Consider the following 23510-nt stretch of genomic DNA (forward strand, 5'->3'; position numbering starts at 1 on the left):
AGGCGCAACCGGAGGTGTTCAACCTGCTGCTGCAGGTCATGGACCACGGTACCCTCACCGACAACAACGGGCGCAAGGCGGATTTCCGCAATGTCATTCTGATCATGACCACCAATGCCGGTGCGGAAGTCATGAGCCGGCGCTCCATCGGTTTTGCCAATCAGGATCACAGCAGTGACGGAATGGAGGAGATCAAGAAAATGTTCACCCCCGAATTCCGCAACCGTCTGGACAGTATTATCCAGTTCGGCTCGCTGGACATCGAGGTGGTTAAAACCGTGGTCGACAAGTTTATCGTGGAGCTGCAGGCGCAGCTGGATGAGTCCCGCGTGACCCTGGAGGTCGACGATGAGGCGCGCGAGTGGCTGGCGGTGAATGGCTACGACGAGAAGATGGGTGCCCGCCCGATGGCGCGCCTGATTCGCGAAAAGCTGCGCAAGCCCCTGGCTGAAGCGGTGCTGTTCGGCGAACTGTCGGAAGAGGGTGGCAAGGTAGAAGTGACCGTGGAGGACGATCAGCTCAAGATCAATACTGCGCTACCGGTGCACTGACGCCAGGTTGTCCGGGTGTGTTTACCCGTCGCACAGAAAATGAAAAAAGCCACCTCAGGGTGGCTTTTTTCATGCGTCTTTCGTCTGCCGTCGTCGGGAATTCCCGCAAGAGCGTGCGGACGCCGGTGGGTGCACTTTAGCGGGCGCGGTAGGTGATGCGGCCCTTGGTGAGGTCGAAGGGGGTCAGTTCGACCTTGACCTTGTCACCGGTGAGGATACGGATGTAGTTCTTGCGCATCTTGCCGGAGATGTGTGCGATTACCACATGTCCGTTTTCCAGTTTTACGCGGAATGTGGTGTTCGGCAGGGTGTCGATCACCTCACCTTCCATTTCAATGTAATCGTCTTTTGCCATGCGGCAGGAACCTTTGATTGATTTCTACTATCTTTTCCGCCTGTCCAGCTAACTGAGCCCTGTGGGGTGAGCATTTGGGGGCCGGCGGTGCGACGGGCGTGCATTTTGCACGAAAAGTGCCTTCAGGCCAAGCGCTATCAAGGCTCGGGGCGAGAGTGGACAAAAACAGCAAAAGCTACCAGTAAAAGGGGGCGCTCAATCGGATTGCAGGGACCAGCGGTGATTCTGCAGGGTTTCCAGCGGCTGGAACTGGCTCTTGTACGCCATCTTCTGGCAGGACTCGATCCAGTACCCCAGATACACACTTGGCAGCCCGAGCCGGCGAGCCCATTCAATCTGGTACAGGATGGAATAGCTCCCCAGGCTGCGTCGCTCTTCTTCCGGATCATAGAAAGTATAGATAGCGGACACTCCGCCGCTGAGAACATCGGTCACCGCGGTTGCCACCAGCCGTTCACGGGCACGGAACTCCAGGTAACGGGTGCTTCCCCAGGGGTTGTTGAGAAAGCTGCGAAACTGCTCCCTGCTGGGGGGATACATCTCGCCGTCCGCGTGCCGCTGTTCAATGTAGCGGGCATAGAGTGCGTAGTGCTCGTCGCAGTCGATATCCCGCTTGTGGAACACATCCAGGTCCCGATTGCGTTTCCAGCAGCGGCGCTGGTTGCGATTGGGGATGAAGAGGTCTGCCGGGATCCGGGCGGGAATGCAGGCCTGGCAATTGCTGCACTGGGGGCGGTAGAGGTAATTCCCGCTGCGGCGGAACCCGAGCTCGGACAGTCGACTGTAAAGTCGTTGATCCACCGGGACCTGCGGGTCCACAAACACGGTCGTGGCCTCCCGGTCTTCCAGGTAGCCACAGGGGTGTGGCAGGGTCGCCAGCAGTCGCACGGAATCCAGTTGGGAATAATTGCTCAAGCCGCTTTGCTCCACTCTAGGGCCTTGCCAGTAAGAGAACCAATCCACAGGGTAATTTGTCTTGCGGCTGGCGCCAAGCCACACCGGCCCGGGTGGGTCACTGTGCTGCGTGCGGTGGTGCAACCGGCCACGGCCGGGGAAAGGCTTGCCGCTCTACTTCCCGCGACAGCAGGCTCTCGAATACTTCCCGGGAAACTTCTACCGCTCCCAGGCTGGTCAGGTGCGGATTGCTTACCTGGCAATCCATTAGCTGGCAGTCCCAGGTCTGGAGTTGATGCACCAGGCTGGCGAAGGCCACCTTGGATGCATCGGTGGCGCGGTGAAACATGGACTCGCCGAAAAAGACCCTGCCGATGGCAATACCGTAGAGGCCGCCCACCAGTTCGCCACCTTCCCAGACTTCCACCGAGTGGGCGTGACCGAGGCGGTGCATGGCCAGGTAGGCCGCGCGCATTTCCGCGGTGATCCAGGTGCCGCCGCCGTCGGCGCGAGGCGCTGCGCAGCCGTCGATCACCCCGGCAAAATCCTGGTCGAAGGTGACCTGAAAGTGGCCGCGCCGCAGGGTCTTGCGCAGGCTGCGGGAAAAGCGGATTTGCGCGGGAAACACCACACAGCGGGGGGAGGGGCTCCACCACAGAATGGGCTGATCATCCGAATACCAGGGAAAGATACCCCGGGAGTAGGCGGCAAGCAGCCATTCCGGCGTTAGCCTGCCGCCGAGTGCCAGCAGGCCATTGGGGTCTCCGAGAGCATCGGCGGTGGAAGGGAAGTCGACAAGATCCTCGTTTAGCAGGGTGAGGGTCATGTTTTGCTGGGTGCTCATCGCGTGGGTGGGTACTCGTCGGACCGGGTTGTCATAACGATACGGATTCTGCCGGAAAATCCCACCCAATAAAAAAGGCGGCCCCAACAGGGCCGCCTTGGTGTCGCTCTCGGCTTACGCGTCCAGATAGCGCTCGGCGTCCAGGGCCGCCATGCAGCCGGTGCCGGCAGAGGTTACCGCCTGACGGTAGATGTGGTCGGACACATCACCGGCGGCGAATACGCCCGGCACCGAAGTCTGGGTGGCGTTTCCGTTTAGCCCGCTTTCAACAATGATGTAACCATTGTTCATTTCCAGCTGGCCTTCGAAAATATCGGTGTTGGGCTTGTGGCCGATGGCGATAAATACGCCGGCGGTATCCAGCTCCTGGGTTGAGCCATCCTTGGTGCTCTTCAGGCGTACACCGGTTACGCCGTTGTTGTCACCCAGCACCTCTTCCAGGGTGTGGTTCCAGCACAGCTTGATATTGCCGTTTTCAGCCTTTTCGAGCAGGCGATCCTGCAGGATTTTTTCGGAGCGCAGCTCGTCGCGGCGGTGCACCAGGGTCACTTCGCTGGCGATATTGGACAGGTACAGAGCCTCTTCCACCGCGGTGTTGCCGCCACCCACCACGACCACCTTCTGGTCGCGGTAGAAGAATCCGTCACAGGTAGCGCAGGCGCTGACGCCGCGGCCCTGGAAGGTTTCCTCGGAGGGCAGGCCCAGGTACTGGGCTGAGGCGCCGGTGGCGATAATCAGGGCGTCGCAGGTGTAGGTTTCGTTGCCCTTGAGGGTAAAGGGGCGGTTTTTCAGATCCACTTCGTGAATGTGGTCGAACAGGATCTGGGTCTCGAAGCGCTCCGCGTGCTGCTGCATCTGCACCATCAGGTCCGGGCCCTGCAGGTCGTGGACGCCGCCTGGCCAGTTTTCGACTTCGGTGGTGGTGGTGAGCTGGCCACCCTGCTGCATGCCGGTGATCACTACCGGGTTGAGGTTGGCGCGGGCCGCGTAGATAGCGGCGGTGTAACCGGCGGGACCGGATCCGAGGATAATCAGTCGGTGGTGGTTGCTCATGGAATACTCGCAAACTTCAGGTTTTCAGAATTCAACGCGCGGGGCGCCACTGCCGGGTAGTCGGGCCGTGCCGGGAAACCACTTCAGAATCGAGGCGCCCTGCGCGGGACCTTTCTTTACAGGGTATCTGGTAGCGACTGCCGCAGTCTTCAAGGTCCCGCGAAAAATTGCCGGCAATGATAGGTGATGCGGTGGTGGTGACCAAATAGTTTGGCCTTATTTATCTCATTGCGGCGCTTTATAGTGTGATCAAATAACAGGCGGCTGTGGTACAGCCGAGGCGCACAGTGTTCTCGGCTCTCCAATGTCGGCCTCCATAAAGTTAAAGTTACTTCACAGATGAAATTAACAGGTTCCTGTAACATATTGTTTTATAACCAATTAATGAGACTTAAAGTCGATTCTAGAGTGGCCCTGCGGTGGCTTTTAGTCGGCGTCTGTAGTACACAGGCGTGATAGTTCCCGCGCGCGAAAGATGCCACCGGTGACGTTTAGACCAACGAAAAGACCAGAGGTAAGCCATTGAAGGCTGAAAGCGATGCCGAAACGGCAAACGCCATTCCCGATTCCCTGATCGCGCGAATTCTGCGTGAGGGTGCATTGATTGCGCTGCTCGCGGGGGCGCTACTGGTGGGGATTAGCCTGCTCAGCTATGACGCGGGCGATCCCGGCTGGTCGCACACCGGCGACGGCGGTGCCATTGCGAATGCCATTGGGCCCACCGGCGCCTGGCTGGCGGATGTGTGCCTTTCTCTCCTTGGCTGGATGGCTTACCTGTTTCCCGTCCTGATCGGCTGGCGCGCGTGGCGCATCCTGCGGGATCGCAATGCGCGTTTTCACGGCCCGCTGTTCGCGCTGCGGGTAGCCGGCCTCGGCCTGTTGCTGCTGGCCGGTGCCGCCATCGCCACCCTGTGCTTCGAGCAGTCCCAGCAACCGTTGCCGTTTTCCAATGGCGGCATTATCGGTGCTGCCATTTCCGCATTCATGGAGAAGGGCCTCGGCTATGTCGGCGCCACCATTCTGCTGCTGGCACTGTTTGCCATCGGGGTAACGGTATTTACCGGCATGTCCTGGCTGAAACTGTTTGAGGATATCGGCCGCAGCGTCTTGTTTGTATTCGCGTGGATTGGCCGCCGCCTGGTCCGTGCCCGCCAGGAGCGGGAGGAAAAGCGGGTCGCACGCGAGGCCGTGGTTGTGCGCAAGGCCGCGGTCGAGGAAGAAAAGCAGCGCACCGCGAAACGCCTGCCGCCGAAGATCGAACCGACGGTACCGCCGGTGAAACAGAGCCCGCGGGCGGTGAAGGAGAAGCAGGGCGAGCTCTTTACCGGCCCCGTGACCGGCACACTGCCGCCGCTGTCGCTGCTGGACCCGGCGGATGCGGACAAAAAGGCCGGATTCTCACGGGAATCCCTGGAAGCGTTGTCGCGCCTGCTGGAATTGAAGCTGAAGGATTTCGGCGTGGTGGCGGAAGTGGTGTCGGTATTGCCGGGCCCAGTGGTCACCCGCTTTGAGATCCAGCCGGCACCGGGGGTCAAGGTCAGCCGTATTACCAACCTGGCAAAAGACCTGGCGCGCTCGCTGGCGGTGATCAGCGTGCGCGTGGTGGAAGTGATTCCGGGCAAATCGGTGGTCGGTATCGAGATCCCGAACGAAAACCGCCAGATGGTGCGCCTGTCGGAAGTACTGGGGGCCGAAGTCTACGAGAAGGCGAAATCCCCGCTCAGTCTGGCGCTGGGGCACGATATCGCCGGGCAGCCGGTGGTGGCGGACCTCGCCAAGATGCCGCACCTGCTGGTGGCGGGTACCACCGGTTCCGGTAAGTCCGTCGGTATCAACGTGATGCTGCTGAGCCTGCTGTACAAGTCCACCCCGGAAGAAGTGCGCCTGATCCTGGTGGACCCCAAGATGCTCGAACTATCGGTGTACGAGGGGATTCCGCACCTGCTGACCCCGGTGATCACCGATATGAATGACGCGGCCAACGGCCTGCGCTGGTGTGTCGGTGAGATGGAGCGCCGCTATAAACTGATGGCCGCCATGGGTGTGCGCAACCTGGCGGGCTTTAACCGCAAGATCAAGGACGCAGAGGCGGCGGGGGAGCCCCTGATAGACCCCCTGTGGCAGCCGGACCCCATGTCCAGCGTCCCCGAGGCCGAGCAGACCGCACCGCACCTGAAGCCTCTGCCGGCAGTGGTGGTGGTGATCGACGAGTTCGCCGACATGATGATGATCGTCGGCAAGAAGGTCGAGCAGCTGATTGCCCGTATCGCGCAGAAGGCGCGGGCGGCGGGTATCCACCTGTTGCTGGCGACCCAGCGGCCGTCGGTGGACGTGATTACCGGCCTGATCAAGGCCAACGTACCCACCCGCATGGCCTTCCAGGTCTCGTCGAAAGTCGACTCGCGCACCATTTTGGACCAGGGGGGTGCGGAGCAGCTCCTCGGACACGGCGATATGCTATATCTGCCGCCGGGTACAGCGGTGCCCATAAGGGTGCACGGGGCCTTTGTGGACGACCATGAAGTGCACCAGGTTGTGGCAGACTGGTCCCGTCGCGGCGAGCCGGACTATATCGAAGGCATTACCGACGACACCAACAACAGTATTCCGGTGCCCGGCATGGCCACCGAAGGCGGCGAGGACGATCCGGAAGCCGATGCCCTCTACGACGAGGCTGTCGCTTTTGTGACCAAATCCCGCAAGGCATCCATTTCATCCGTGCAGCGCCAGTTGCGCATCGGCTACAATCGCGCCGCGCGCATGATCGAGGCGATGGAAGCTGCCGGCGTGGTCTCCGCCCAGCAGGCCAATGGCAACCGGGAAGTACTGGCGCCACCGCCCGCATAGACGATTGGGTTATTTCGGGCCCGGTTCAGGCCGGGTTCACCTGGCGCCAACTAGTCTTTAGGGACACTCCCGGAACACTTTATGGAAGGCCACTATGAAACGAATTCTGAGCACACTGATCGTTGCGCTGGGCTTGGGTTTTGGCGCCAGTGTCAGCCACGCGGACGCCAGTGATGAACTGAGCGGCTTGCTGCAACCCCTGAGCTCCATTTCAGGGAATTTCCGCCAGACCCTTAAGGACCAGAAGGGCAAGGTACTGCAAAAGAGCAGCGGCAATTTCTCGGTACAGCGGCCGGGCAAGCTGCGCTGGAAAACCGGCGAGCCGTTTTCCCAGTTGCTGGTGACCAACAACAAGCAGCTGTGGCTGTATGACCCGGACCTGGAGCAGGTGACCATTCGCCCGGTGGACAAGCGTATGAAAGATACCCCGGCGCTCCTGCTCGGCGGCAAGGTGGAGGAGATCCGCGGTTCCTTCAATGTCGACAAGAAGAAGGGGGCTTACTACCTCACCGCCAAGCGTCCGTCGGCGCCGTTCAAAACCATGGTAATCCGCTTCGACAATGCCGGACTGCCGTCGGCGATGACCGTACGCGACGGTATGGGCCAGACCACCGATATCAATTTCAGCGGCCTGCAGGCCAACCCGCGCCTGTCCGCCGCCATGTTCAATTTCAAGGCACCCAAAGGTACCGACGTTATTCGCGATGAGTGATCTTTTTCAATCGCCACCCCGGCACCAGCCCCTGGCCGCGCGCATGCGGCCGCAGACTCTGGCCCACTATGTGGGCCAGACGCATTTATTGGGCCCGGGGAAACCGCTGCGGGAGGCAGTGGAGCGGGGCCAGCTGCACTCCATGGTGCTGTGGGGGCCACCGGGGGTGGGTAAAACCACCTTTGCACGGCTGCTGGCACAGGAGTGTGATGCCCGCTTCGCCACCCTGTCTGCGGTTCTCGCCGGCGTCAAGGAAATCCGCCAGGCGGTGGCCGAGGCGGAGCAGCACAGTGCCCAGTTCGGTCGCGGCACCATCCTGTTTGTGGACGAGGTGCACCGCTTCAACAAGTCCCAGCAGGACGCCTTCCTGCCCTACGTGGAAGAGGGCACGGTGACGTTCGTCGGTGCCACCACGGAAAACCCGGCATTCGAGCTCAACAACGCGCTGCTGTCGCGCTGTCGGGTATACCTGCTGCGCAGCCTCGGTCAGGAAGAGCTCTCCGGGCTGCTGCAGCGGGCGCTGCAGGAGGACGAGGAGTTGCGCCAGCGCAACATCCACATGGCCCCGGAGATCCTCGACAAGATTACCCTCAGCGCCGATGGCGATGCCCGCAGTGCACTGAACCTGCTGGAGATCGCCTGTGACCTGGCGCGGGAAGAGCAGGGCGGCATGGTCATCGACGAGGCGGTGCTGGCAGAGGTGCTGAGTGCGGACGTGCGCCGCTTCGACAAGGGCGGAGACTACTTTTACGACCAGATCTCGGCACTGCACAAATCCGTGCGCGGTTCGGATCCTGATGCCGCGCTCTACTGGTTTGCACGCATGATCGACGGCGGTTGCGACCCGCTGTATATCGCCCGCCGCGCGGTGCGCATGGCCAGCGAGGATATCGGTAACGCGGATCCGCGGGCGCTGGAAATTACCCTCAATGCCTGGGATGTGCAGGAGCGCCTCGGCAGCCCGGAAGGGGAACTGGCGATTGCCCAGGCAATTGCCTATCTCGCGGTGGCCGCCAAGAGTAACGCGGTGTACAGCGCCTACAAGCGGGTGCTGGCGGATATCCGCCGCGAGCCCAGTTACGAGGTGCCGATCCACCTGCGCAATGCGCCCACCAAACTCGCCAAGGAAATGGCCCACGGCGCCGAGTATCGCTACGCCCACGACGAGCCGGATGGCTTTGCCGCGGGGGAGAACTACTTCCCGGAGCCTATTGCCGGCCGGCGCTACTACTACCCGGTGGACCGGGGGCTGGAACTCAAGATCGAGGAGAAGCTGCAGCGCCTGCGCGCACGCAATGAAAGCAGCCCGCTGCAGCGCTACCCCGGTGCCAAAACCACGTAAAACCGGCACAATATCCCACCGGCACGGCCAATACCGACAATAAAGACCCCAGGACCCCGCATGCAGTGGATTGCAATCGCCATCGGCGGCGCCTTTGGCGCCATTCTCAGACACCTGATCAGTATCTGGAGCTACCCGGTATTCGAAGGGCGATATCCCCTCGGTACCACGATCGTCAATGTGCTCGGCTCGTTTCTGATCGGTATCGCCTATGTGCTGATCGTGGAGCGCGGCCTGCTGGGGCAGGAGTGGCGCCTGATGATCATGACCGGTCTGTTCGGTGCCCTCACCACCTTCTCTACCTTCTCGCTGGAAACTGTGCTGTTGTGGCACAATGGCCAGCCTTTAACGGCGCTGACCTATGTTGTGGTCAGCTTCCTTGTGTGCCTGGCGGCCACCGCCGGGGCCATCGCACTGGCAATGAAATATCTGTAACGCGGTAAATCAAGAGACATGCTCGACCCTAAACTGATTCGTTCACAACTCGACCAGGTAGCAGCGGCGCTGACCAAGCGCGGTATGCAGCTGGACACGGCAAAACTGGAACAGCTCGAAGAGCGTCGCAAGGAGCTGCAGGTACGCACAGAATCCCTGCAGAACGAACGCAACAGCAAGTCGAAGAACATCGGCCGCGCCAAGGCGGCGGGCGAGGACATTGCACCGCTGCTGAAGGAAGTTGAATCCCTCGGCGGCCAGTTGAGCGAAGCCAAGCAGGCGCTGACAGAACTGCAGCAGGAGCTCGATGACATCCTGCTGGCGATCCCGAATATTCCCGATGAGTCCGTGCCGGAAGGGGCCGACGAAGACGACAACGTCGAAGTGCGCAGCTGGGGCACCCCGCGCAGCTTTGATTTTGCAGTGCGCGATCACGTGGACCTGGGGGCGGAGCTCAAGGGTCTCGATTTTGAGGTGGCGACCAAGCTCACCGGCTCCCGCTTCGCGGTAATGAGCGGGCAAGTTGCCAGGCTGCACCGCGCATTGGCACAGTTCATGCTTGACCTTCATACAGAAGAGCACGGCTATCAAGAAGCCAATGTGCCGGTCATAGTAAATAGCGATTCCCTGTTCGGTACCTCGCAGCTGCCCAAGTTTGCCGAGGACCTGTTCAAGCTGGAGGACGAGCGTAATTTCTACCTCATCCCCACGGCAGAAGTACCGCTGACCAACCTGTACCGCGACGAGATCATCGAAGATGCCGACTCGCTGCCGCACAAGTACGTCAGCCACACCACCTGCTTTCGCTCCGAAGCCGGCTCCCACGGGCGCGATACCCGCGGCATGATCCGTCAGCACCAGTTTGAAAAAGTGGAGCTGGTCTGGTTCGCCCGCCCGGATCAGTCTGAAGACGCGCTCGAACAGCTCACCAGTCATGCAGAAATGGTTCTGCAGAAACTGAACCTGCCATACCGCACCGTGGTGCTGTGTGGTGGCGATATGGGTTTTGGCGCACGCAAAACCTATGACCTGGAAGTGTGGATTCCGTCTCAGGACAAGTACCGGGAAATTTCTTCCTGCTCCCTGATGGGCGACTTCCAGGCCCGGCGTATGAAGGCCCGCTGGCGCAACCCGGAAACGGGCAAGCCGGAACTGCTGCACACCCTGAATGGGTCCGGGCTGGCAGTGGGCCGCACGCTGATCGCGGTGCTGGAAAACTACCAACAGGCCGATGGTAGTATCGAAGTACCGGAATTACTGCGTCCATATATGCGGGGCGCTACCAAGATCGGCTAAGCAGTATGGAATAGACAGCCTTGCGTTACCTGCCTCTCGCTTTTGATTTGAAAAACCGCCCCTGCCTGATTGTCGGGGGTGGTGCCATCGCCACGCGCAAAGCGCGCTTGCTGAAAAAAGCGGAGGCCCGCCTGCTGGTGGTGGCTCTGGATATAACTGACGAGTTGCGCCAGCTGGTAATGGCGAGCGGCGGTGAGTATATCGTCGGTCGCTACCATTCCGATCTGCTGAAAAACGCAGAAATGGTGGTCGCTGCCACCGCAGATGGTGCGGTCAACGCCCAGGTTTCCGCGGATGCCAAGGCGTTGCGGTTGCCGGTCAATGTGGTGGACTCCCCGGAGCACTGCACCTTCACCTTTCCCTCCATCATCGAGCGCGGTCCGCTGGCCATCGGTATCAGCAGCGGCGGTTCGGCCCCTGTCCTCACGCGTATGCTGCGGGCACAGATTGAAACCCTGTTGTCGCCGGGCCTCGGTGTCATTGCCGAGCTCGCGGGGCGCATGCGCGACAAGGTCAAAGCTGCGCTGCCGGAAGTCCAGCGCAAGGAGTTCTGGCACTGGGTGTTCAACGGCCCGATCGTCGGTCAGGTTGAGCGCGGGCACGCGGCGGAGGCGGAGCAAACCCTGCTGGAAGAACTGCAGCGGTGGAAGGAAAAGCCGGCGCCCAGTGGCGAGGTTTACCTGGTGGGCGGTGGCCCGGGTGATCCTGACCTGCTGACTTTCCGTGCCCTGCGCCTGATGCAGCAGGCGGACGTGGTGCTGTACGATCGCCTGGTATCCACCGAAGTGCTGGAGCTGGTACGTCGGGATGCCGAGCGCATTTACGTAGGCAAGAAAAAACAGTTCCACTCGGTGCCCCAGGACGATATCAACCAGCTGCTGGTGGATCTCGCCAAAGAGGGCAAAAAAGTGCTGCGGCTGAAGGGGGGCGACCCCTTTGTGTTTGGACGCGGCGGAGAGGAAATCGACAAGCTGGCGGAGGCCCGGGTGCCGTTCCAGGTGGTGCCCGGTATTACCGCGGCCATCGGCTGTTCCGCATACTCCGGCATACCGCTGACCCACCGGGATTACGCGCAGTCTGTGCGCTTTATCACCGGCCACCTGAAACAGGGTGACCTGGTGTTGCCCTGGGAAGAACTGATTACCCCCAACCAGACCATCGTGTTCTATATGGGCCTCACCGGCCTGCCGACCATCTCCGAGCAACTGATCGCCCACGGCATGGCCGCGGACACACCGGCGGCACTGGTGGAGAAGGGCACCACCAGGGACCAGCGCGTGATCACCGGTACCATCGGCACCCTGCCGGCACTGGCGGAAGAGCACAAGGTGGAAGCGCCGGCGCTCACCATTATTGGCGGCGTGGTCACGCTGCGCGACAGCCTCGGCTGGTATCGTTAGGTTCCTGTCTGCAGCTGCCGCACACGGAAGCGGCAGCTACTGCCCCATCACTCGCGCATCCCCTAACTATACTGAGTGGGATGTTCACGAGTGGTGGCCAGTATGCTTTGGATATTGCTTCGTTTTTATTGCACTCTTCTGGTGCGCAGCTTTCTGCCCCGGGAAAGTGAAATCGTTGTACCAAACGAAGAAGACGACCATTTGCGGCGCTATTCCCGTCGCTACCAGGTCAAGAAGGGCTGGGTCAAAAACCTCTGGATCGGTTCTTCCCTGCTGATGATCTGTTTCCCACTATTGCCATTCGTGCTGGCGGTGGGCCTGTTTACGTCACTCCTGTCATTCGCCATCCTTGACGAAACTGCCTGAGCAAACAGCGGCCCTGAGTGCGGGCCGCTGCTGCTGTCTACACTGGAATTCCGGTTATTTCAAAGTCAGTGTATAGCGCACTTCCTTCTCCGCGAATGAGGAGGGATTGCCCTCCACCCAGTCGCGATGGCCATTGCCAAAGAAGGGCGAAAGCGGGTGCGCGCTCTGGCCGGTGGCCATATGGAAAACCCCCAGCTCCTCATGCCCCGGTGCCACGACCATGCGCTCGGAGGCGCCCTTGCTGGCAGACTGGACCCGCGGCATATGGGAGTCGCCCGGCAGGGGATCTGCCGGCATCGCGGTAAACCAGTTCACCGCGGACACTGCACGGCCCAGCGGGTGCTGGATTTTTGCGGTGTTCTGCACGCCCCAGGTCTGTTCGTGCAAGGGCAGTCCGCCTTCCGCCATCTGCGCCAGTACCTGGTCCAGTGCCGCGAGCTTGAGCGCATGCCAGGATTCAAAGTCCGGGTTCAGCAGGTGTGCGGGCTCTTTTTCCAGCATTTCCCAGGCGGGGTACTCCACCTGGCGATTGACCCGGCCAAAAGAAAAACCTTTATCGTGGCGGCGCATATAAGTCAGTACCGGCGCCGTGGCCAGCTCGATGAACTTGAGGCGGAAATTGCGCACGATGCGGTAGCCCACGGAATCGGCGCTGGCGCGCCCGCCCCAGTTCTTCACCTGCTTCGCCACCGCTGCGTAATCGTCGTTGCCGGCGATCAGGGATGAAACCTGTTCCTGCCAGCGCTCGAGGAAGACCGCGCGATCGTCCAGCTGGATATCCAGCAGATCCTGTTCGGTGAACTGTTCGCGCGCAAACAGGTCGTCGCGGATCTGTTGCTGGCGCGCGCCCAGGGCGTAGCCGCCGTCGCCCATTACCTTCAGGAACTCGCCATCCATGGTGCGGGAGTTGGCGGTCCAGATACGATGGGAGGGCGGGTTGTAGACCCGGGGCTGCTCTTCCACGGAGAGGAAACCTTCCCAGCGGGCAGAGCCGTCCGCCCAGCTCACCGAGCGGCTGCCATCGAGGCCTACGCGGCGGGGGATGGGACCGGCCACGGTCCAGCCGATATTGCCGGCGTGGTCACCGATCACGAAATTCTGGTGGGGGATACCCAGTTGCGGGGCCAGGTTCAAAGCCTCCTCGGTGCTGGAGACATCTTCCATCCGCAGCAGGTTCATGTTGGCGCCGCGCACATCGTGAGCGACCCAGCGATAGGCCAGCGGGCGACCGCGATAATCCTTGATCACTACCGGACCCCAGATGGTCTTGCGCACCTCCAGGGTTTCCGGCGCCTCGCCCTTGATGGCAATCTGCTCGCGCTCCACGGTGAAATCTGCCCAACCATCCGGTGTGCGGTACTGGCTGCCGTCTTCCGACAGCTCCAGGGGGATCAGGTCTCCCCAGTCTGCAGTGGTGTTGGTGAAGCCCCAGGCCACCTGGCCGTTACTGCCGGCGACGATGATGGGACCGCCGGGGAGGGTGGCGCCGCGCATTTTGCGTTCGGAGCCGGGCACGTTCCAGCCGGCGCGGTACCAGATGTTCGGTACCGTGATAGAGAGGTGCATATCGTCGGCTATGATGGCACTGCCGTGCTCGGTGAGGGCACCGCCTACCACCCAGTTGTTGCTGCCGACAATCATGTCTTCGCTCTGCATCGGCAGATATGCCAGTGGCTCGCTATCGCTCACCAGTGCGGCGATATGAGTTTCCGGCAATGTGACCGGGCCGCGGGCCTGGCCAATCAGGGGGGCGTCCCAGATGCCGCCCTTGGGTACGAAGAATTCGTAGAGATCCTGTGGGAGCAGCTCGGCCAGCGCGTTATCGCGCAGTTCGAATTTGCCGGTCTGGCTCTGGAGGGTGAGGTACATGCTGAATATCGACAGCAGGCTGTCCGACGGTACCCAGGCCCGAGGCTCCTGGCCGAGGAGGGCGTATTCCCACGGATTGGCACCCAGCTGCTCCAGCCCGGAATTCACCCCCGCCGCGTAGCGTTCGAGAATTTCCCGCTGTGACTCCGGCATTGCCGCCACATTGCGCTCGGCACGCTTGCGGAACTGGTGCAGGCGGACTTCGCGATCGTGCTCCAGGGCAGCCGCGCCCACCAGCTCCGACAGTTCCCCGGACGAATTGCGTCGCAACAGGTCCATCTGGAAGAAGCGCTCCTGCGCGTGCAGGAATCCCAATGCGAAGGCAATGCTGCCGCGGTCACTGGACTGAATGAAGGGGACGCCTTGCTGGTCCCTGCGGATTTCCGCCGGTGTGGTCAGGGCACCGGTATCCAGTTCCCCTTCGAGCAGGGGCAGGCTCTGCCGGAGCCAGATCCAGACACAAAGCGTAACTAGCATTAAAAGGACAAGAATGGCCACAGACAAACGCAGCAGCCGAGGCAGGATTCTGGAGGAGTCGGTCATCGCAAGTTTCCAGTGCAGAATAGAATAGGTTGTTATTTTCGGACTTTACCAGTGTCGAGTCTATTAATTGACCTGGCGCGAAATTTCGTTACCGTGGGACAATATTCGGTCACGAATATGCTGGTTAGGTAGAGGGTAACGCCAATTTGGCGCAGTAGTTCACAAAATTCCAGGTGAAAACTGACCAGTCACAAGAAAAAAGTCACAACAAGCTTTCCTTGGGACACTTCCAGCCGTAATATGGCCGAACATAACTATCAATAAACGACAATTTCCATCACGCTTTTTCTTTAAAAAAATAAACGCGAGGACGCGATGATGCACAACGCCGATCAGTCCGGTAAAAACCGATCCTTTTCACTGTCCACACTCTCTGGAGCCATCGCGGTTGCCACTGCCCTGAGCGGCACCGCTTACGCTGCGGAGATTGAAGAAGTAGTAGTAACCGCACAGAAACGTGCGGAAAACCTGCAGGACGTTCCCATTGCCATTTCCGCCTTCACCGGCGACAACATGAAGGCCATGGGCGTCAAGAGCCTCACCGACCTGGGTAAATTCACCCCGGGCGTGGAAATGAACAACGATACCCCGCTGCAGCCGACCTACAGCGTGCGCGGTATCGAGACCGGCGACTTCACCGTGGGTTCCGACCCGGCGGTAGCCGTCTATGTGGACGGTGTGTACACCGGCCGCGGCGCCGGCGCTGAAATCCCGCTGGCCGACATCGAGCGTGTCGAAGTGCTGAAGGGCCCGCAGGGTACCCTGTTCGGCCGTAACGCCACCGGTGGTGCAATCCACATCATCAGCAAGAAGCCCCAGGCCGACGACACCACCGAGTTGAACCTGACCGCGGGCAACTACGGCCGCATGTCTTCCGACCTGCTGGTAAACCGCGAGCTGGCTGACAACCTGTTTGGTCGCTTCACCGCATCCACCAACCGCCGCGATTCCTTTGCCGATAACCTGGCCGGAGATTTCACCGCCGGTAACATCGACACCCAGACCTATCGCGCGTCCCTGGTGTGGGAACCGTCCGCCAATACCGAAGTCCTGTGGCGCGCCGAATACGGCATCATGGACCAGGGCAGTGCGCTGCGTACCTCCATCGTGCCTTCCCTGCAGGCGCAGGCTGGTGGCACCGATGTGTTCGGTGACTACGCGCTGGATACCCCGACCGTGGAAGACCGCGATTCCTGGGGCAGCTCCCTCAGCGTCGTGCACGATTTCGACAACTTCACCTTCACCTCCATCACTGCTTACCGCGGCTTTGAAGCCCACCTGCAGCAGGATGAAGACGGTACTGCCAACCCGGACTACATGTTCGGTTCCGCGAACTTCGACGACCAGACCCAGTTCTCTCAGGAATTCCGTCTGAATGGCGCTACCGACACCCTGAAGTGGACCCTGGGTGCTTCCTATTCCCGCGAGGAGCTGGAGCACGTAACCGATGCGTACTTCACCGCCGGTTCCCTGGAATCCTTCGCCGTTTACGAAGGCCTGAAAGCGGACCCCGAAGCGTTTGGCATTCCGCAGGCTGTGTTCGATCAGATGACGACCACGCAGAAGGAAGAAGCGGCTGTACAGGCACGCGCTGCGATGGCGGCAGGTATGGTTCCCACAATGCCGGAAGGCTCTGCGGTGGCCACTTTTGTCTATGACCTGATGCTGCAGTCCGGTCAGGCTGACGCGTTGCTGCAGGGGCTGGGTGCGCCCAGCTACGTCACTGCCAGCATGCTGAACCGCGAGCAGATGATCGGCCAGCTGATGGCGGGTATCGCTCCGTGGGTAATGGCGGACACGCCCTGGAATGAATCCGTAACCAACACCGGCGATTACAGCTCCGCGGCAATCTACGGTGACGTTACCTGGAGCCTGACCGACAAGATGGATCTGACCGTTGGTGCGCGCTACACCGCCGACGAGAAAGATTTCTCCATCCACAGCTCCTACCAGAACACGCTGCCGCTGGCGCTGGCCGGTGGCATGGTTGACATCATGGGCGAGGATGGCAGCGTGATTGGCCAACTGCCGATCCCGACACTGCCCGTTGGTGCAATTCCGGCACCGCGCTTCGGCATGGCATTCAACAACAACGGCATCGCTGACCTGGATCAGGAGCTGAGCGATTCCTGGAGCGACCTGTCCGGCCGTGTCGTGCTGGATTACCGCTGGACCGATGACGTAATGACGTTCATCTCCCTGGCGGACGGCTTCAAGGCCGGTGGCTTCAACAGCTTCAGTGCTGCGCCGGGTATCGACCCGTCCTTCGACCAGGAGAGTGTGACCAACCTCGAAATCGGTATGAAGAGCAGCCTGTTCGACAACGCGGTGCGTTTCAACGCGTCTGTGTTCGCCTACGAATACGACAACCTGCAGCAGCTGGACCTGGTCGGTGCGCCGATCCCGAACTACTACCTGCGTAACGCCGACGCTGAAGGTCAGGGCGCCGAGGTGGAAATCCAGTGGGCGGCAACCGACAACCTGTTCATTGCCGGTAACTACTCTCTGCTGGATACCGAGTACACCCGTTACCAGATCATCGAATCCATCGGTGAAACCGAGGAAGAGAACTCCCGCGTAGGCCAGCCCCGTGTCGGCACGCCCAAGAACAAATTCAACCTGATGGCTGAATACACCTGGGCCCTGAACAACGGCGGCGACGTGGTGCTGCGTGGTGACTACAACTGGACCGATGAGCGCGTTGGCTCCATCAGCGACCCGGCCCGTGTAATCCCGGACTACCAGCTGTTCAATCTGCGTGCAGGCTGGAACAGTGCCTCCGACATGTACTCTGCAGCCCTGTGGGTGCAGAACGCGACCGACGAGGAAATTGCCGGTGGTTACGGCGGTACCGGTGCGGCGATTGGTGCAAGCCCTGCATGGCGCTATATGCCGCGCATGTACGGTGCAGACTTCACCGTTCGCTTCTGATTGCAGTTCCATTGCAATCACAAAGGGTCGGCATTGCCGGCCCTTTTTTGTGCCCGGAATTCTGCTGGAGAGAAAATTGCTGGCGTCGGAATCTCCACTGAGGCCTGCGAACTGATAGGAATGCGCCACAATGCATGTATGATCAAATAAGGACTCGCCACGTTGAACGGGAATGAGAACCGGGCATGAATCTGATTACGCAGGCTGGATCAGAGGTATCCGAAAAATCCGGTAATTCTCCTACGGAGTCGTTATCTCTCGGGATGGGGATGGACGCGACTTCCGAGTTGTCCCTCGATACCCGTGCAGCGCTGCTCAATCGCTATCAGCAGGTACGGGCAGAAAGCGTGTTTCTCACCGACCCGCTCACCGCCGAAGATATGCAGCTGCAGTCGATGGCGGATGCCAGTCCGACCAAGTGGCACCTCGCCCACACCAGCTGGTTCTTCGAGACATTCATCCTGCAACGGTACCTGCAGGGTTACCGGGTGTTTGATCCCGACTATCACCACCTGTTCAATTCCTATTACAACTCCCTGGGGCAGCCATTTTCGCGCCCGCAGCGGGGCCTGCTATCCCGCCCTGATCTGGACCAGGTTTTTGCCTATCGCGGGCATATCGACCGGGCGCTGGAACAGTTGCTGACCGAGGAGGAATGCCCGGGGGAAGTCGCCAGTTTGCTGACTCTGGGGCTGAATCACGAGCAGCAGCATCAGGAACTGTTGCTCACCGATATTCTCCATGCATTTTCCATCAATCCACTGTTGCCGGGGTATCTCGACGAACAAACGGATGCGGAGCCTGTGCCGGAAGGGGAGAGCGCGATCAGGTGGCTGCAGGTTCCGGAAGATATCTACACTTTAGGAAGCGAAGGGGACGACTTCCATTTCGACAATGAAGCGCCGGCACACCAACAACATTTGAACGCATTTTGCGTTGCCTCCCGGCTTGTCACCAATCGGGAATATCTGGATTTTATTCTTGATGGCGGTTACCGCGAGCCAAGGCTGTGGTTGTCGGATGGCTGGGCATGGGTACAGCAAAATCATGCCGTCGCTCCCCTTTACTGGCAGGAGCGGGGAGGGGAGTGGTACCAGTTTACCCTCGCCGGCCTGCTCCCTCTCGACCTCGATGCGCCGGTGAGCCACGTCAGCTTTTACGAGGCGGATGCCTTTGCGAGCTGGGCCGGGTTCAGGCTGCCCACAGAGTTTGAATGGGAAGTGGCCGCCTGGTTGCACCGCCAGCCGAACCCGCTTTCATCGGCAAATTTGTTGGAAAAGCGCAGGTATCGCGCTGTCGCAGAAACAGCCAGCAGCCCCCGGTTTCTGGGCAACCTGTGGGAATGGACCGGCAGCGCCTATCTGTCATATCCGGGGTTCAGGGCCAGTGCCGACGCGGTCGGTGAGTACAACGGCAAATTCATGTGCAACCAGATGGTACTGCGGGGTGGCTCCTGCGTAACGCCGGCAAGTCATATCCGTATCAGTTACCGCAACTTTTTCTACCCTCACCAGGCCTGGCAATTTACCGGGATTCGACTGGCAGGAGATTCAGATTGAATATTGCAGTGCAGACGCCAGTGGCCTCAGGGAAGCCAGCATCTTCCTTCGACCAGCAAGAAGAGGGCGGTGCAGCGTCAACCTTTTCCGCAGACATCATTGCCGGCCTTTCCGCCCCGCAAAAGTCCCTGCCGTGCAAATACCTGTACGACGAAACCGGTTCGAAAATCTTTGAGCAGATCTGTGAACTGGATGACTACTACCTGACCCGGACGGAAGCGGAAATCTTCAGCAGGCACTTACAGGCGATTGCTGAAACACTGGGGCCGGATGTGACCATGATCGAACCGGGCGCGGGTAATTGCGAAAAAGCGCAGCCGCTGCTCGCGGTTATGGATAGCCCGAGGGCCTACATTCCAATAGATATCTCCCCCGAAATATTACTGGCCGCAGAGTCCCGTATCGAATCGCTGTTGCCGGGGCTCCAAGTTACCCCCATTGTCGGCGATTTTACCGCGCCGGATACCTGGGGTGAAAAAATTGCCGCAGCAAACCAGGTTATCTTTTTCCCCGGTTCTACCATCGGCAACTTTACCCGGGAGCAGGCAAAAAACCTGCTGGGAAATTTTGCGAAACGGTTGAGCGGCGGCGATGCGTTGCTGCTGGGAGTGGACCTGGTAAAAGATTCCGTGATTCTGGAGCGGGCATATCACGACGACCAGCACGTTACCGAAGCTTTCAATAAAAACCTGCTACAGCGTATCAATCGTGAACTGGGTGCGGATTTTGACTTGGATGCGTTTGCGCACCGGGCCTTTTACCATCCATTGCGGCAGCGGGTTGAAATGCACCTGGTCAGCCTGAAACCCCAGCGGGTAAGTATTGCTGGGGTAACTGTCCAGTTTGAAGAAGGGGAGACCATTCACACGGAAAACAGCCACAAATACACATTGCAATCCCTGGAATCAATGCTCACCCACGCGGGGTTTGAATCCCGGCAATACTGGACCGACAACAATAAACACTACGCCCTTTGTTATGCAGAAATTCCCTGAACCGACGTATCGCCTGCTGGTATTGCTGTTTACCTGCTGGTTGCTTCCGACCCCGAGCCACGCTGATCAGACCGAACCGGCTGCGCCCGCGTCTTCGATTGTGGTGCACAAATCACCATTTTGTCTGTGCTGTAAAGACTGGATCAAGCACCTGGAACAGAATGCCTTTGCCGTGACCAGCGAAAACACCCTGGATACCGCCAAGATCAAGCGGGCGATGGATGTACCCGCGAGTCTGCAGGGCTGTCACACCGGCGTAATGGATGGGAAATACGTGTTTGAGGGGCATGTGCCCGCCCGCTTGATTCGCAAGTTTCTCGCCAATCCTCCAAAAAATGCCATTGGCCTGGCCGTGCCCGGCATGCCACAGGGAAGCCCCGGAATGTACCGCGGCCGGGATTTCGAGCCGTTTAACGTCTTCCTGATCTTGCCCGGTGGTGACTATAAATTGTATGAGGCGGTTACCGAGCCCGAGGAATCGTGAGACTGGTATTTGCGGTCGCGGGCGGCTAATCTGGGCGGCCCGTGAAGTATCCAAATGCCATGTCCAGTAGTCACCCACCACATATTTCCAACCCGTTTAAACCCGCCATTGGTCTGGGAAACTGCCATCTGCAGACCATTTTTCCCCGTTACCACCGCCCGCGACCGTGGATTCGCACCCAGTGTCATTGGTGGCAGACAACGGACGGGGATCGCTTGGCACTGCACACACCGGCGCCCCTGCGGGACGATGCGGACTCTCCTCTGGTGCTGGTACTGCACGGCCTGGAAGGCTCGGTGGAATCGCCGTATGTACAGGGCATTATGCAGGCACTGCTGTCCGCGGGCTTGCAGGTCGCGGTGATGCATTTTCGTGGTTGCGGCGGGGTGCCGAACCTGTTGCCCCGGGCCTATCACAGTGGCGACAGCGATGACCCCCGCTGGCTCGCTGCACAGCTAAAAGAGCGCTACCCGCATACCCCGCTAATGGCCGTGGGTTATTCCCTCGGCGGCAATGTGTTGCTGAAATGGCTCGGAGAAGATGGTCAACGTTCGCCGCTGGCAGCGGCAGTCGCCGTATCTGCGCCCCTTGATCTGCACGCATCCTGCAGGCGTATGGGGCAGGGGTTTTCCCGAGTATACCAGCGCCACCTGCTCAACAGCCTCAAGCTCAGCCTCAGATCCAAGGCACAGGACCCGGAGCTCGCACGGCAGATGCCGAGCCTGGACGAAAGCCGCTACTTCTCCAATTTCCGCAACTTTGACGATCACTTTACCGCGCCGTTGCACGGATTCCTCGGTGTGGATGACTACTACACCCGGGCCTCCAGCAAGCCGCTACTCAAGGATATTCGGCGTCCAACGCTGATTGTTCACGCGGAAGATGATCCGTTTGTATGCAATAGCGCAATCCCGACAAAGGCCGAGATCAGTTCCGAAGTCACCCTTGATATCACCAGGCGCGGTGGTCACGTAGGGTTCGTTGCCGGCAGCTTGTGGCGGCCGGAATACTGGCTGGAGCAGCGAGTACCGCAATTTTTGCAGCAAAATTGCGGTATTCAGCGAGCCCACGACGACTAGTGATTGACTGCGCAAGCTGGCTGCATGGCTTCGAGATCGAGATAAAACGACATGTACTTGTGCAGCGCCGTGGTGGCGGCGATGTCCTGCAGCATTAGCTTGCCGAATTCCGGGTGCATTGCGATCAATTCAACCATCCCCAGGTGATGGTCATTGTCCCGGTGGTTCGCCAGCGCATCCTGGGCAACAGCGGCAAGGTGTTCCGCCAGCCCGGAATCCGCACCTTCGTGCACCAGTGACTGTGAAAAGGTGTTCTTGAATTCATTGCACTGACGCGGTGCCACCGCCAGGCGTTCGATTGCTTGATAGATCTTTTGTCCAATACTCATAACTTTCCCCCCTTGAAAAGAGGCGCGCATGCTAATGGAGAGCAGGGCGATGAAAAAGCGCTGGAGGGCCGGTCACCACGAAACGGACGACAGTTTTTTCTGGCTGGCAGGAGAGGCCACGAATGTGCCGTGAAAGTCCACGTCACCGGATTCTGGGAGAGCAGAAATCGGGCCTGGAGATGGAGGTTGGGCGAGTCGGCTATCGAGTCGACGATCTGGGTTCCATATATACGATTTAACATAATCTATACTGCGCCTGTCGCCAGATTCCTTATAAATCAATGGCTTAGCTATGACAGATTGTCACGCCCAGGGCAAAAATGAGGCGGTTTGTGTGGTGGCCAAAATGGCCACAGCTAAAGCGCTAGCTGCGGCCATTATCTTTGGGGTGTGTTCCTCCGCTACCTGTCGCAGCAGGTCGAATGCCGGGGAGTTTAGCGAACGCTCGGCGGCAAGTGACAGGATGATTGCCTCGGCTGGAAACCCTAAAAATTCAGCGGCTTTTAGTCCTTGCTCGTCTGTCATAATTCCGCCGCGGTGCCGCAGCTGGTTGATTCGGTTTGGATGTACGTCCAGTACCTGGGCAACCTTGTAATAACTTCCGAGCTTCTCTTTCATCATGTCCAGAATGTCCACGGTGTAGAGCATCGGGCGAGTCCCTGTATTCATTGATTTTCCCTATTGTAGTTGCTATCCAAATGGCCAGTTAGCTAAGTCATGGCTTGTGTATATAAGCGGCCGCTTATAGTCTGGCTGCGCCTGCTTGTTAGGTAGCCCCCTCCGGGGGGCAGTCGAGCGGGCCGACTAATAACAAGCAAGGGGACAGCCATGAAAAGCACACCCGAATTATCTGGAACCTTTATTGAATCCGAACTGAACCGGATTGCAAAAGGCCGCACACTCGCCGACTTTATCGACGGTGTCTCGCAAGGCATCGAGGAAAAGATTGCGAGCACCACACTCCCACCAAAAGCCGAGCAATTCCCGTGCCCGTGTTGCAAGGGTGCCGGTTGGCTCTATACCGCCTCAGACCTCTATTCACTCGATATCAAAACCGGAAAGCTCGAAGCGATAACCCGCAAAAGCGGCGGCGCCGTGCGCATGGGCGGCAGTGTGCCTTGCCCGCGTTGCTTCGGTGCGCAGTTCGATATGGTTGCATGGGTGCAGTCGCAACTGGCAGGGCAGGGGGTGGCGGCGTGAATGGAGAAAAGCTAGTAAAGCTGGAAATTTTGCTAACGCCTGCTGAGGCCGCAGCAATGGCCCGCGCGACCAGTAAAGTGGTGCAGGGGCAGCCCATACCATACCGACAGGCGCGGGACATTCTAATGTCTGTGAATATCGGATTGCGCCAGCAGGGCGTGACAGCCAGTTAACTCTCACAGGTGGCCCGTGCGCGGGCCTTTTTTATTTCAGCGGGGGCGCAGTGAATAAAAACGGCGATAAATTCGGGGGCTTTTTTCTGGCTCTTATTTTCGTTTTGGTGGTGGCCCTGCCCGGTATCGAAGATTTGGTCAATGGAAAATATTACAGCGCTGGAACCGTTGAACCAGCGTATGCCGCGCGAGATTTGGCAGTGGCGGGATGCGCTTATAAATGAATTCGCACCGATTCGCGGAGACCTTATAG

The 23510-nt window shown here is 59.5% G+C and carries 21 protein-coding genes; 14 read left to right on the plus strand and 7 right to left on the minus strand.

The window, feature by feature from the left end:
* The coding region (locus QZ511_RS11110) for an AAA family ATPase (protein WP_295802387.1) at positions 1-551 on the plus strand (551 nt) is incomplete at its 5' end.
* A gap of 136 nt (positions 552-687) precedes the next feature.
* Here QZ511_RS11110 and infA read toward each other — a convergent pair.
* The 4 genes from infA to trxB form a co-directional block, all read right to left on the minus strand.
* Positions 688-906: a translation initiation factor IF-1 gene (infA, locus tag QZ511_RS11115; protein ID WP_295802388.1), complete on the minus strand. Its 219-nt coding sequence runs from the start codon at positions 904-906 to the stop codon at positions 688-690.
* Between the two features lie 195 nt (positions 907-1101).
* Positions 1102-1821, minus strand: a complete 720-nt coding sequence (locus QZ511_RS11120; protein ID WP_295802389.1) for an arginyltransferase — start codon at positions 1819-1821, stop codon at positions 1102-1104.
* 97 nt (positions 1822-1918) lie between these two features.
* On the minus strand, positions 1919-2644 hold the full coding sequence (aat, locus tag QZ511_RS11125) for a leucyl/phenylalanyl-tRNA--protein transferase (RefSeq protein WP_295802390.1): 726 nt from the start codon (positions 2642-2644) through the stop codon (positions 1919-1921).
* Positions 2645-2758: 114 nt separating this feature from the next.
* Positions 2759-3697, minus strand: a complete 939-nt coding sequence (gene trxB / locus QZ511_RS11130) for a thioredoxin-disulfide reductase (RefSeq protein WP_295802391.1) — start codon at positions 3695-3697, stop codon at positions 2759-2761.
* A gap of 522 nt (positions 3698-4219) precedes the next feature.
* Here trxB and QZ511_RS11135 point away from each other — a divergent pair.
* The 7 genes from QZ511_RS11135 (at position 4220) to QZ511_RS11165 (ending at position 12095) form a co-directional block, all read left to right on the plus strand.
* A complete protein-coding gene (locus tag QZ511_RS11135) occupies positions 4220-6544 on the plus strand; it encodes a DNA translocase FtsK (RefSeq protein ID WP_295802392.1) in 2325 nt (774 codons plus the stop codon).
* Positions 6545-6638: 94 nt separating this feature from the next.
* The gene (gene lolA / locus QZ511_RS11140; protein ID WP_295802393.1) at positions 6639-7256 is read left to right on the plus strand and encodes an outer membrane lipoprotein chaperone LolA; all 618 of its coding nucleotides are present in this window, start codon (positions 6639-6641) and stop codon (positions 7254-7256) included.
* On the plus strand, positions 7249-8598 hold the full coding sequence (locus tag QZ511_RS11145; RefSeq protein ID WP_295802394.1) for a replication-associated recombination protein A: 1350 nt from the start codon (positions 7249-7251) through the stop codon (positions 8596-8598). Before lolA ends, QZ511_RS11145 begins: the two co-directional genes overlap by 8 nt.
* 60 nt (positions 8599-8658) lie before the next feature.
* Complete coding sequence (gene crcB, locus QZ511_RS11150) at positions 8659-9033, plus strand: fluoride efflux transporter CrcB (RefSeq protein ID WP_295802395.1); 375 nt, start codon at positions 8659-8661, stop codon at positions 9031-9033.
* 18 nt (positions 9034-9051) lie between these two features.
* Complete coding sequence (gene serS / locus QZ511_RS11155) at positions 9052-10329, plus strand: serine--tRNA ligase (protein ID WP_295802396.1); 1278 nt, start codon at positions 9052-9054, stop codon at positions 10327-10329.
* A gap of 20 nt (positions 10330-10349) precedes the next feature.
* Positions 10350-11729, plus strand: a complete 1380-nt coding sequence (gene cysG / locus QZ511_RS11160) for a siroheme synthase CysG (protein WP_295802397.1) — start codon at positions 10350-10352, stop codon at positions 11727-11729.
* 141 nt (positions 11730-11870) lie between these two features.
* Positions 11871-12095, plus strand: coding sequence for a hypothetical protein (locus QZ511_RS11165; RefSeq protein ID WP_295802398.1), 225 nt, complete (start codon positions 11871-11873; stop codon positions 12093-12095).
* A gap of 54 nt (positions 12096-12149) precedes the next feature.
* On the opposite strand, the gene QZ511_RS11170 is transcribed toward QZ511_RS11165, so the two are convergent.
* Positions 12150-14441, minus strand: coding sequence for a penicillin acylase family protein (locus tag QZ511_RS11170; RefSeq protein ID WP_295802399.1), 2292 nt, complete (start codon positions 14439-14441; stop codon positions 12150-12152).
* A 384-nt stretch (positions 14442-14825) separates the two neighbouring features.
* Between QZ511_RS11170 and QZ511_RS11175 the strand changes: the two genes are divergently transcribed.
* From QZ511_RS11175 to QZ511_RS11195, 5 genes are all read left to right on the plus strand, one after another.
* Positions 14826-17438, plus strand: coding sequence for a TonB-dependent receptor (locus tag QZ511_RS11175; protein ID WP_295802400.1), 2613 nt, complete (start codon positions 14826-14828; stop codon positions 17436-17438).
* Between the two features lie 269 nt (positions 17439-17707).
* Positions 17708-18997: an ergothioneine biosynthesis protein EgtB gene (gene egtB, locus QZ511_RS11180; protein WP_295802401.1), complete on the plus strand. Its 1290-nt coding sequence runs from the start codon at positions 17708-17710 to the stop codon at positions 18995-18997.
* Positions 18994-19992: an L-histidine N(alpha)-methyltransferase gene (gene egtD / locus QZ511_RS11185; RefSeq protein WP_295802402.1), complete on the plus strand. Its 999-nt coding sequence runs from the start codon at positions 18994-18996 to the stop codon at positions 19990-19992. The genes egtB and egtD overlap by 4 nt, the downstream gene beginning before the upstream one ends.
* Positions 19976-20476 (plus strand): DUF411 domain-containing protein, encoded by a 501-nt coding sequence (locus tag QZ511_RS11190; RefSeq protein ID WP_295802403.1) that lies wholly within the window; start codon positions 19976-19978, stop codon positions 20474-20476. Before egtD ends, QZ511_RS11190 begins: the two co-directional genes overlap by 17 nt.
* Before the next feature lie 59 nt (positions 20477-20535).
* Positions 20536-21555 (plus strand): hydrolase, encoded by a 1020-nt coding sequence (locus QZ511_RS11195; RefSeq protein WP_295802404.1) that lies wholly within the window; start codon positions 20536-20538, stop codon positions 21553-21555.
* Here QZ511_RS11195 and QZ511_RS11200 read toward each other — a convergent pair.
* Together QZ511_RS11200 and QZ511_RS11205 are read right to left on the minus strand one after the other, a co-directional pair.
* Positions 21552-21884, minus strand: coding sequence for a hypothetical protein (locus tag QZ511_RS11200; protein WP_295802405.1), 333 nt, complete (start codon positions 21882-21884; stop codon positions 21552-21554). The genes QZ511_RS11195 and QZ511_RS11200 overlap by 4 nt on opposite strands.
* A gap of 303 nt (positions 21885-22187) precedes the next feature.
* On the minus strand, positions 22188-22553 hold the full coding sequence (locus tag QZ511_RS11205; protein ID WP_295802406.1) for a hypothetical protein: 366 nt from the start codon (positions 22551-22553) through the stop codon (positions 22188-22190).
* A 159-nt stretch (positions 22554-22712) separates the two neighbouring features.
* On the opposite strand from QZ511_RS11205, the gene QZ511_RS11210 reads away from it, so the two are divergent.
* Positions 22713-23084: a hypothetical protein gene (locus QZ511_RS11210; RefSeq protein WP_295802407.1), complete on the plus strand. Its 372-nt coding sequence runs from the start codon at positions 22713-22715 to the stop codon at positions 23082-23084.
* Positions 23085-23510 lie beyond the last annotated feature (426 nt).

Origin of the sequence: uncultured Microbulbifer sp. (assembly GCF_913055755.1) — a bacterium.
GTDB lineage: Bacteria > Pseudomonadota > Gammaproteobacteria > Pseudomonadales > Cellvibrionaceae > Microbulbifer.

What these genes read in the sequence shown, in the direction of transcription:
- infA (WP_295802388.1), bottom strand. Translation starts at nt 906, where the DNA reads ATGGCAAAAGACGATTACATTGAAATGGAAGGTGAGGTGATCGACACC.
- aat (WP_295802390.1), bottom strand. Translation starts at nt 2,644, where the DNA reads ATGAGCACCCAGCAAAACATGACCCTCACCCTGCTAAACGAGGATCTT.
- trxB (WP_295802391.1), bottom strand. Translation starts at nt 3,697, where the DNA reads ATGAGCAACCACCACCGACTGATTATCCTCGGATCCGGTCCCGCCGGT.
- lolA (WP_295802393.1), top strand. Translation starts at nt 6,639, where the DNA reads ATGAAACGAATTCTGAGCACACTGATCGTTGCGCTGGGCTTGGGTTTT.
- QZ511_RS11145 (WP_295802394.1), top strand. Translation starts at nt 7,249, where the DNA reads ATGAGTGATCTTTTTCAATCGCCACCCCGGCACCAGCCCCTGGCCGCG.
- crcB (WP_295802395.1), top strand. Translation starts at nt 8,659, where the DNA reads ATGCAGTGGATTGCAATCGCCATCGGCGGCGCCTTTGGCGCCATTCTC.
- serS (WP_295802396.1), top strand. Translation starts at nt 9,052, where the DNA reads ATGCTCGACCCTAAACTGATTCGTTCACAACTCGACCAGGTAGCAGCG.
- QZ511_RS11170 (WP_295802399.1), bottom strand. Translation starts at nt 14,441, where the DNA reads ATGCTAGTTACGCTTTGTGTCTGGATCTGGCTCCGGCAGAGCCTGCCC.
- QZ511_RS11175 (WP_295802400.1), top strand. Translation starts at nt 14,826, where the DNA reads ATGCACAACGCCGATCAGTCCGGTAAAAACCGATCCTTTTCACTGTCC.
- egtB (WP_295802401.1), top strand. Translation starts at nt 17,708, where the DNA reads ATGGACGCGACTTCCGAGTTGTCCCTCGATACCCGTGCAGCGCTGCTC.
- QZ511_RS11190 (WP_295802403.1), top strand. Translation starts at nt 19,976, where the DNA reads ATGCAGAAATTCCCTGAACCGACGTATCGCCTGCTGGTATTGCTGTTT.
- QZ511_RS11195 (WP_295802404.1), top strand. Translation starts at nt 20,536, where the DNA reads ATGTCCAGTAGTCACCCACCACATATTTCCAACCCGTTTAAACCCGCC.
- QZ511_RS11200 (WP_295802405.1), bottom strand. Translation starts at nt 21,884, where the DNA reads ATGAGTATTGGACAAAAGATCTATCAAGCAATCGAACGCCTGGCGGTG.
- QZ511_RS11205 (WP_295802406.1), bottom strand. Translation starts at nt 22,553, where the DNA reads ATGAATACAGGGACTCGCCCGATGCTCTACACCGTGGACATTCTGGAC.
- QZ511_RS11210 (WP_295802407.1), top strand. Translation starts at nt 22,713, where the DNA reads ATGAAAAGCACACCCGAATTATCTGGAACCTTTATTGAATCCGAACTG.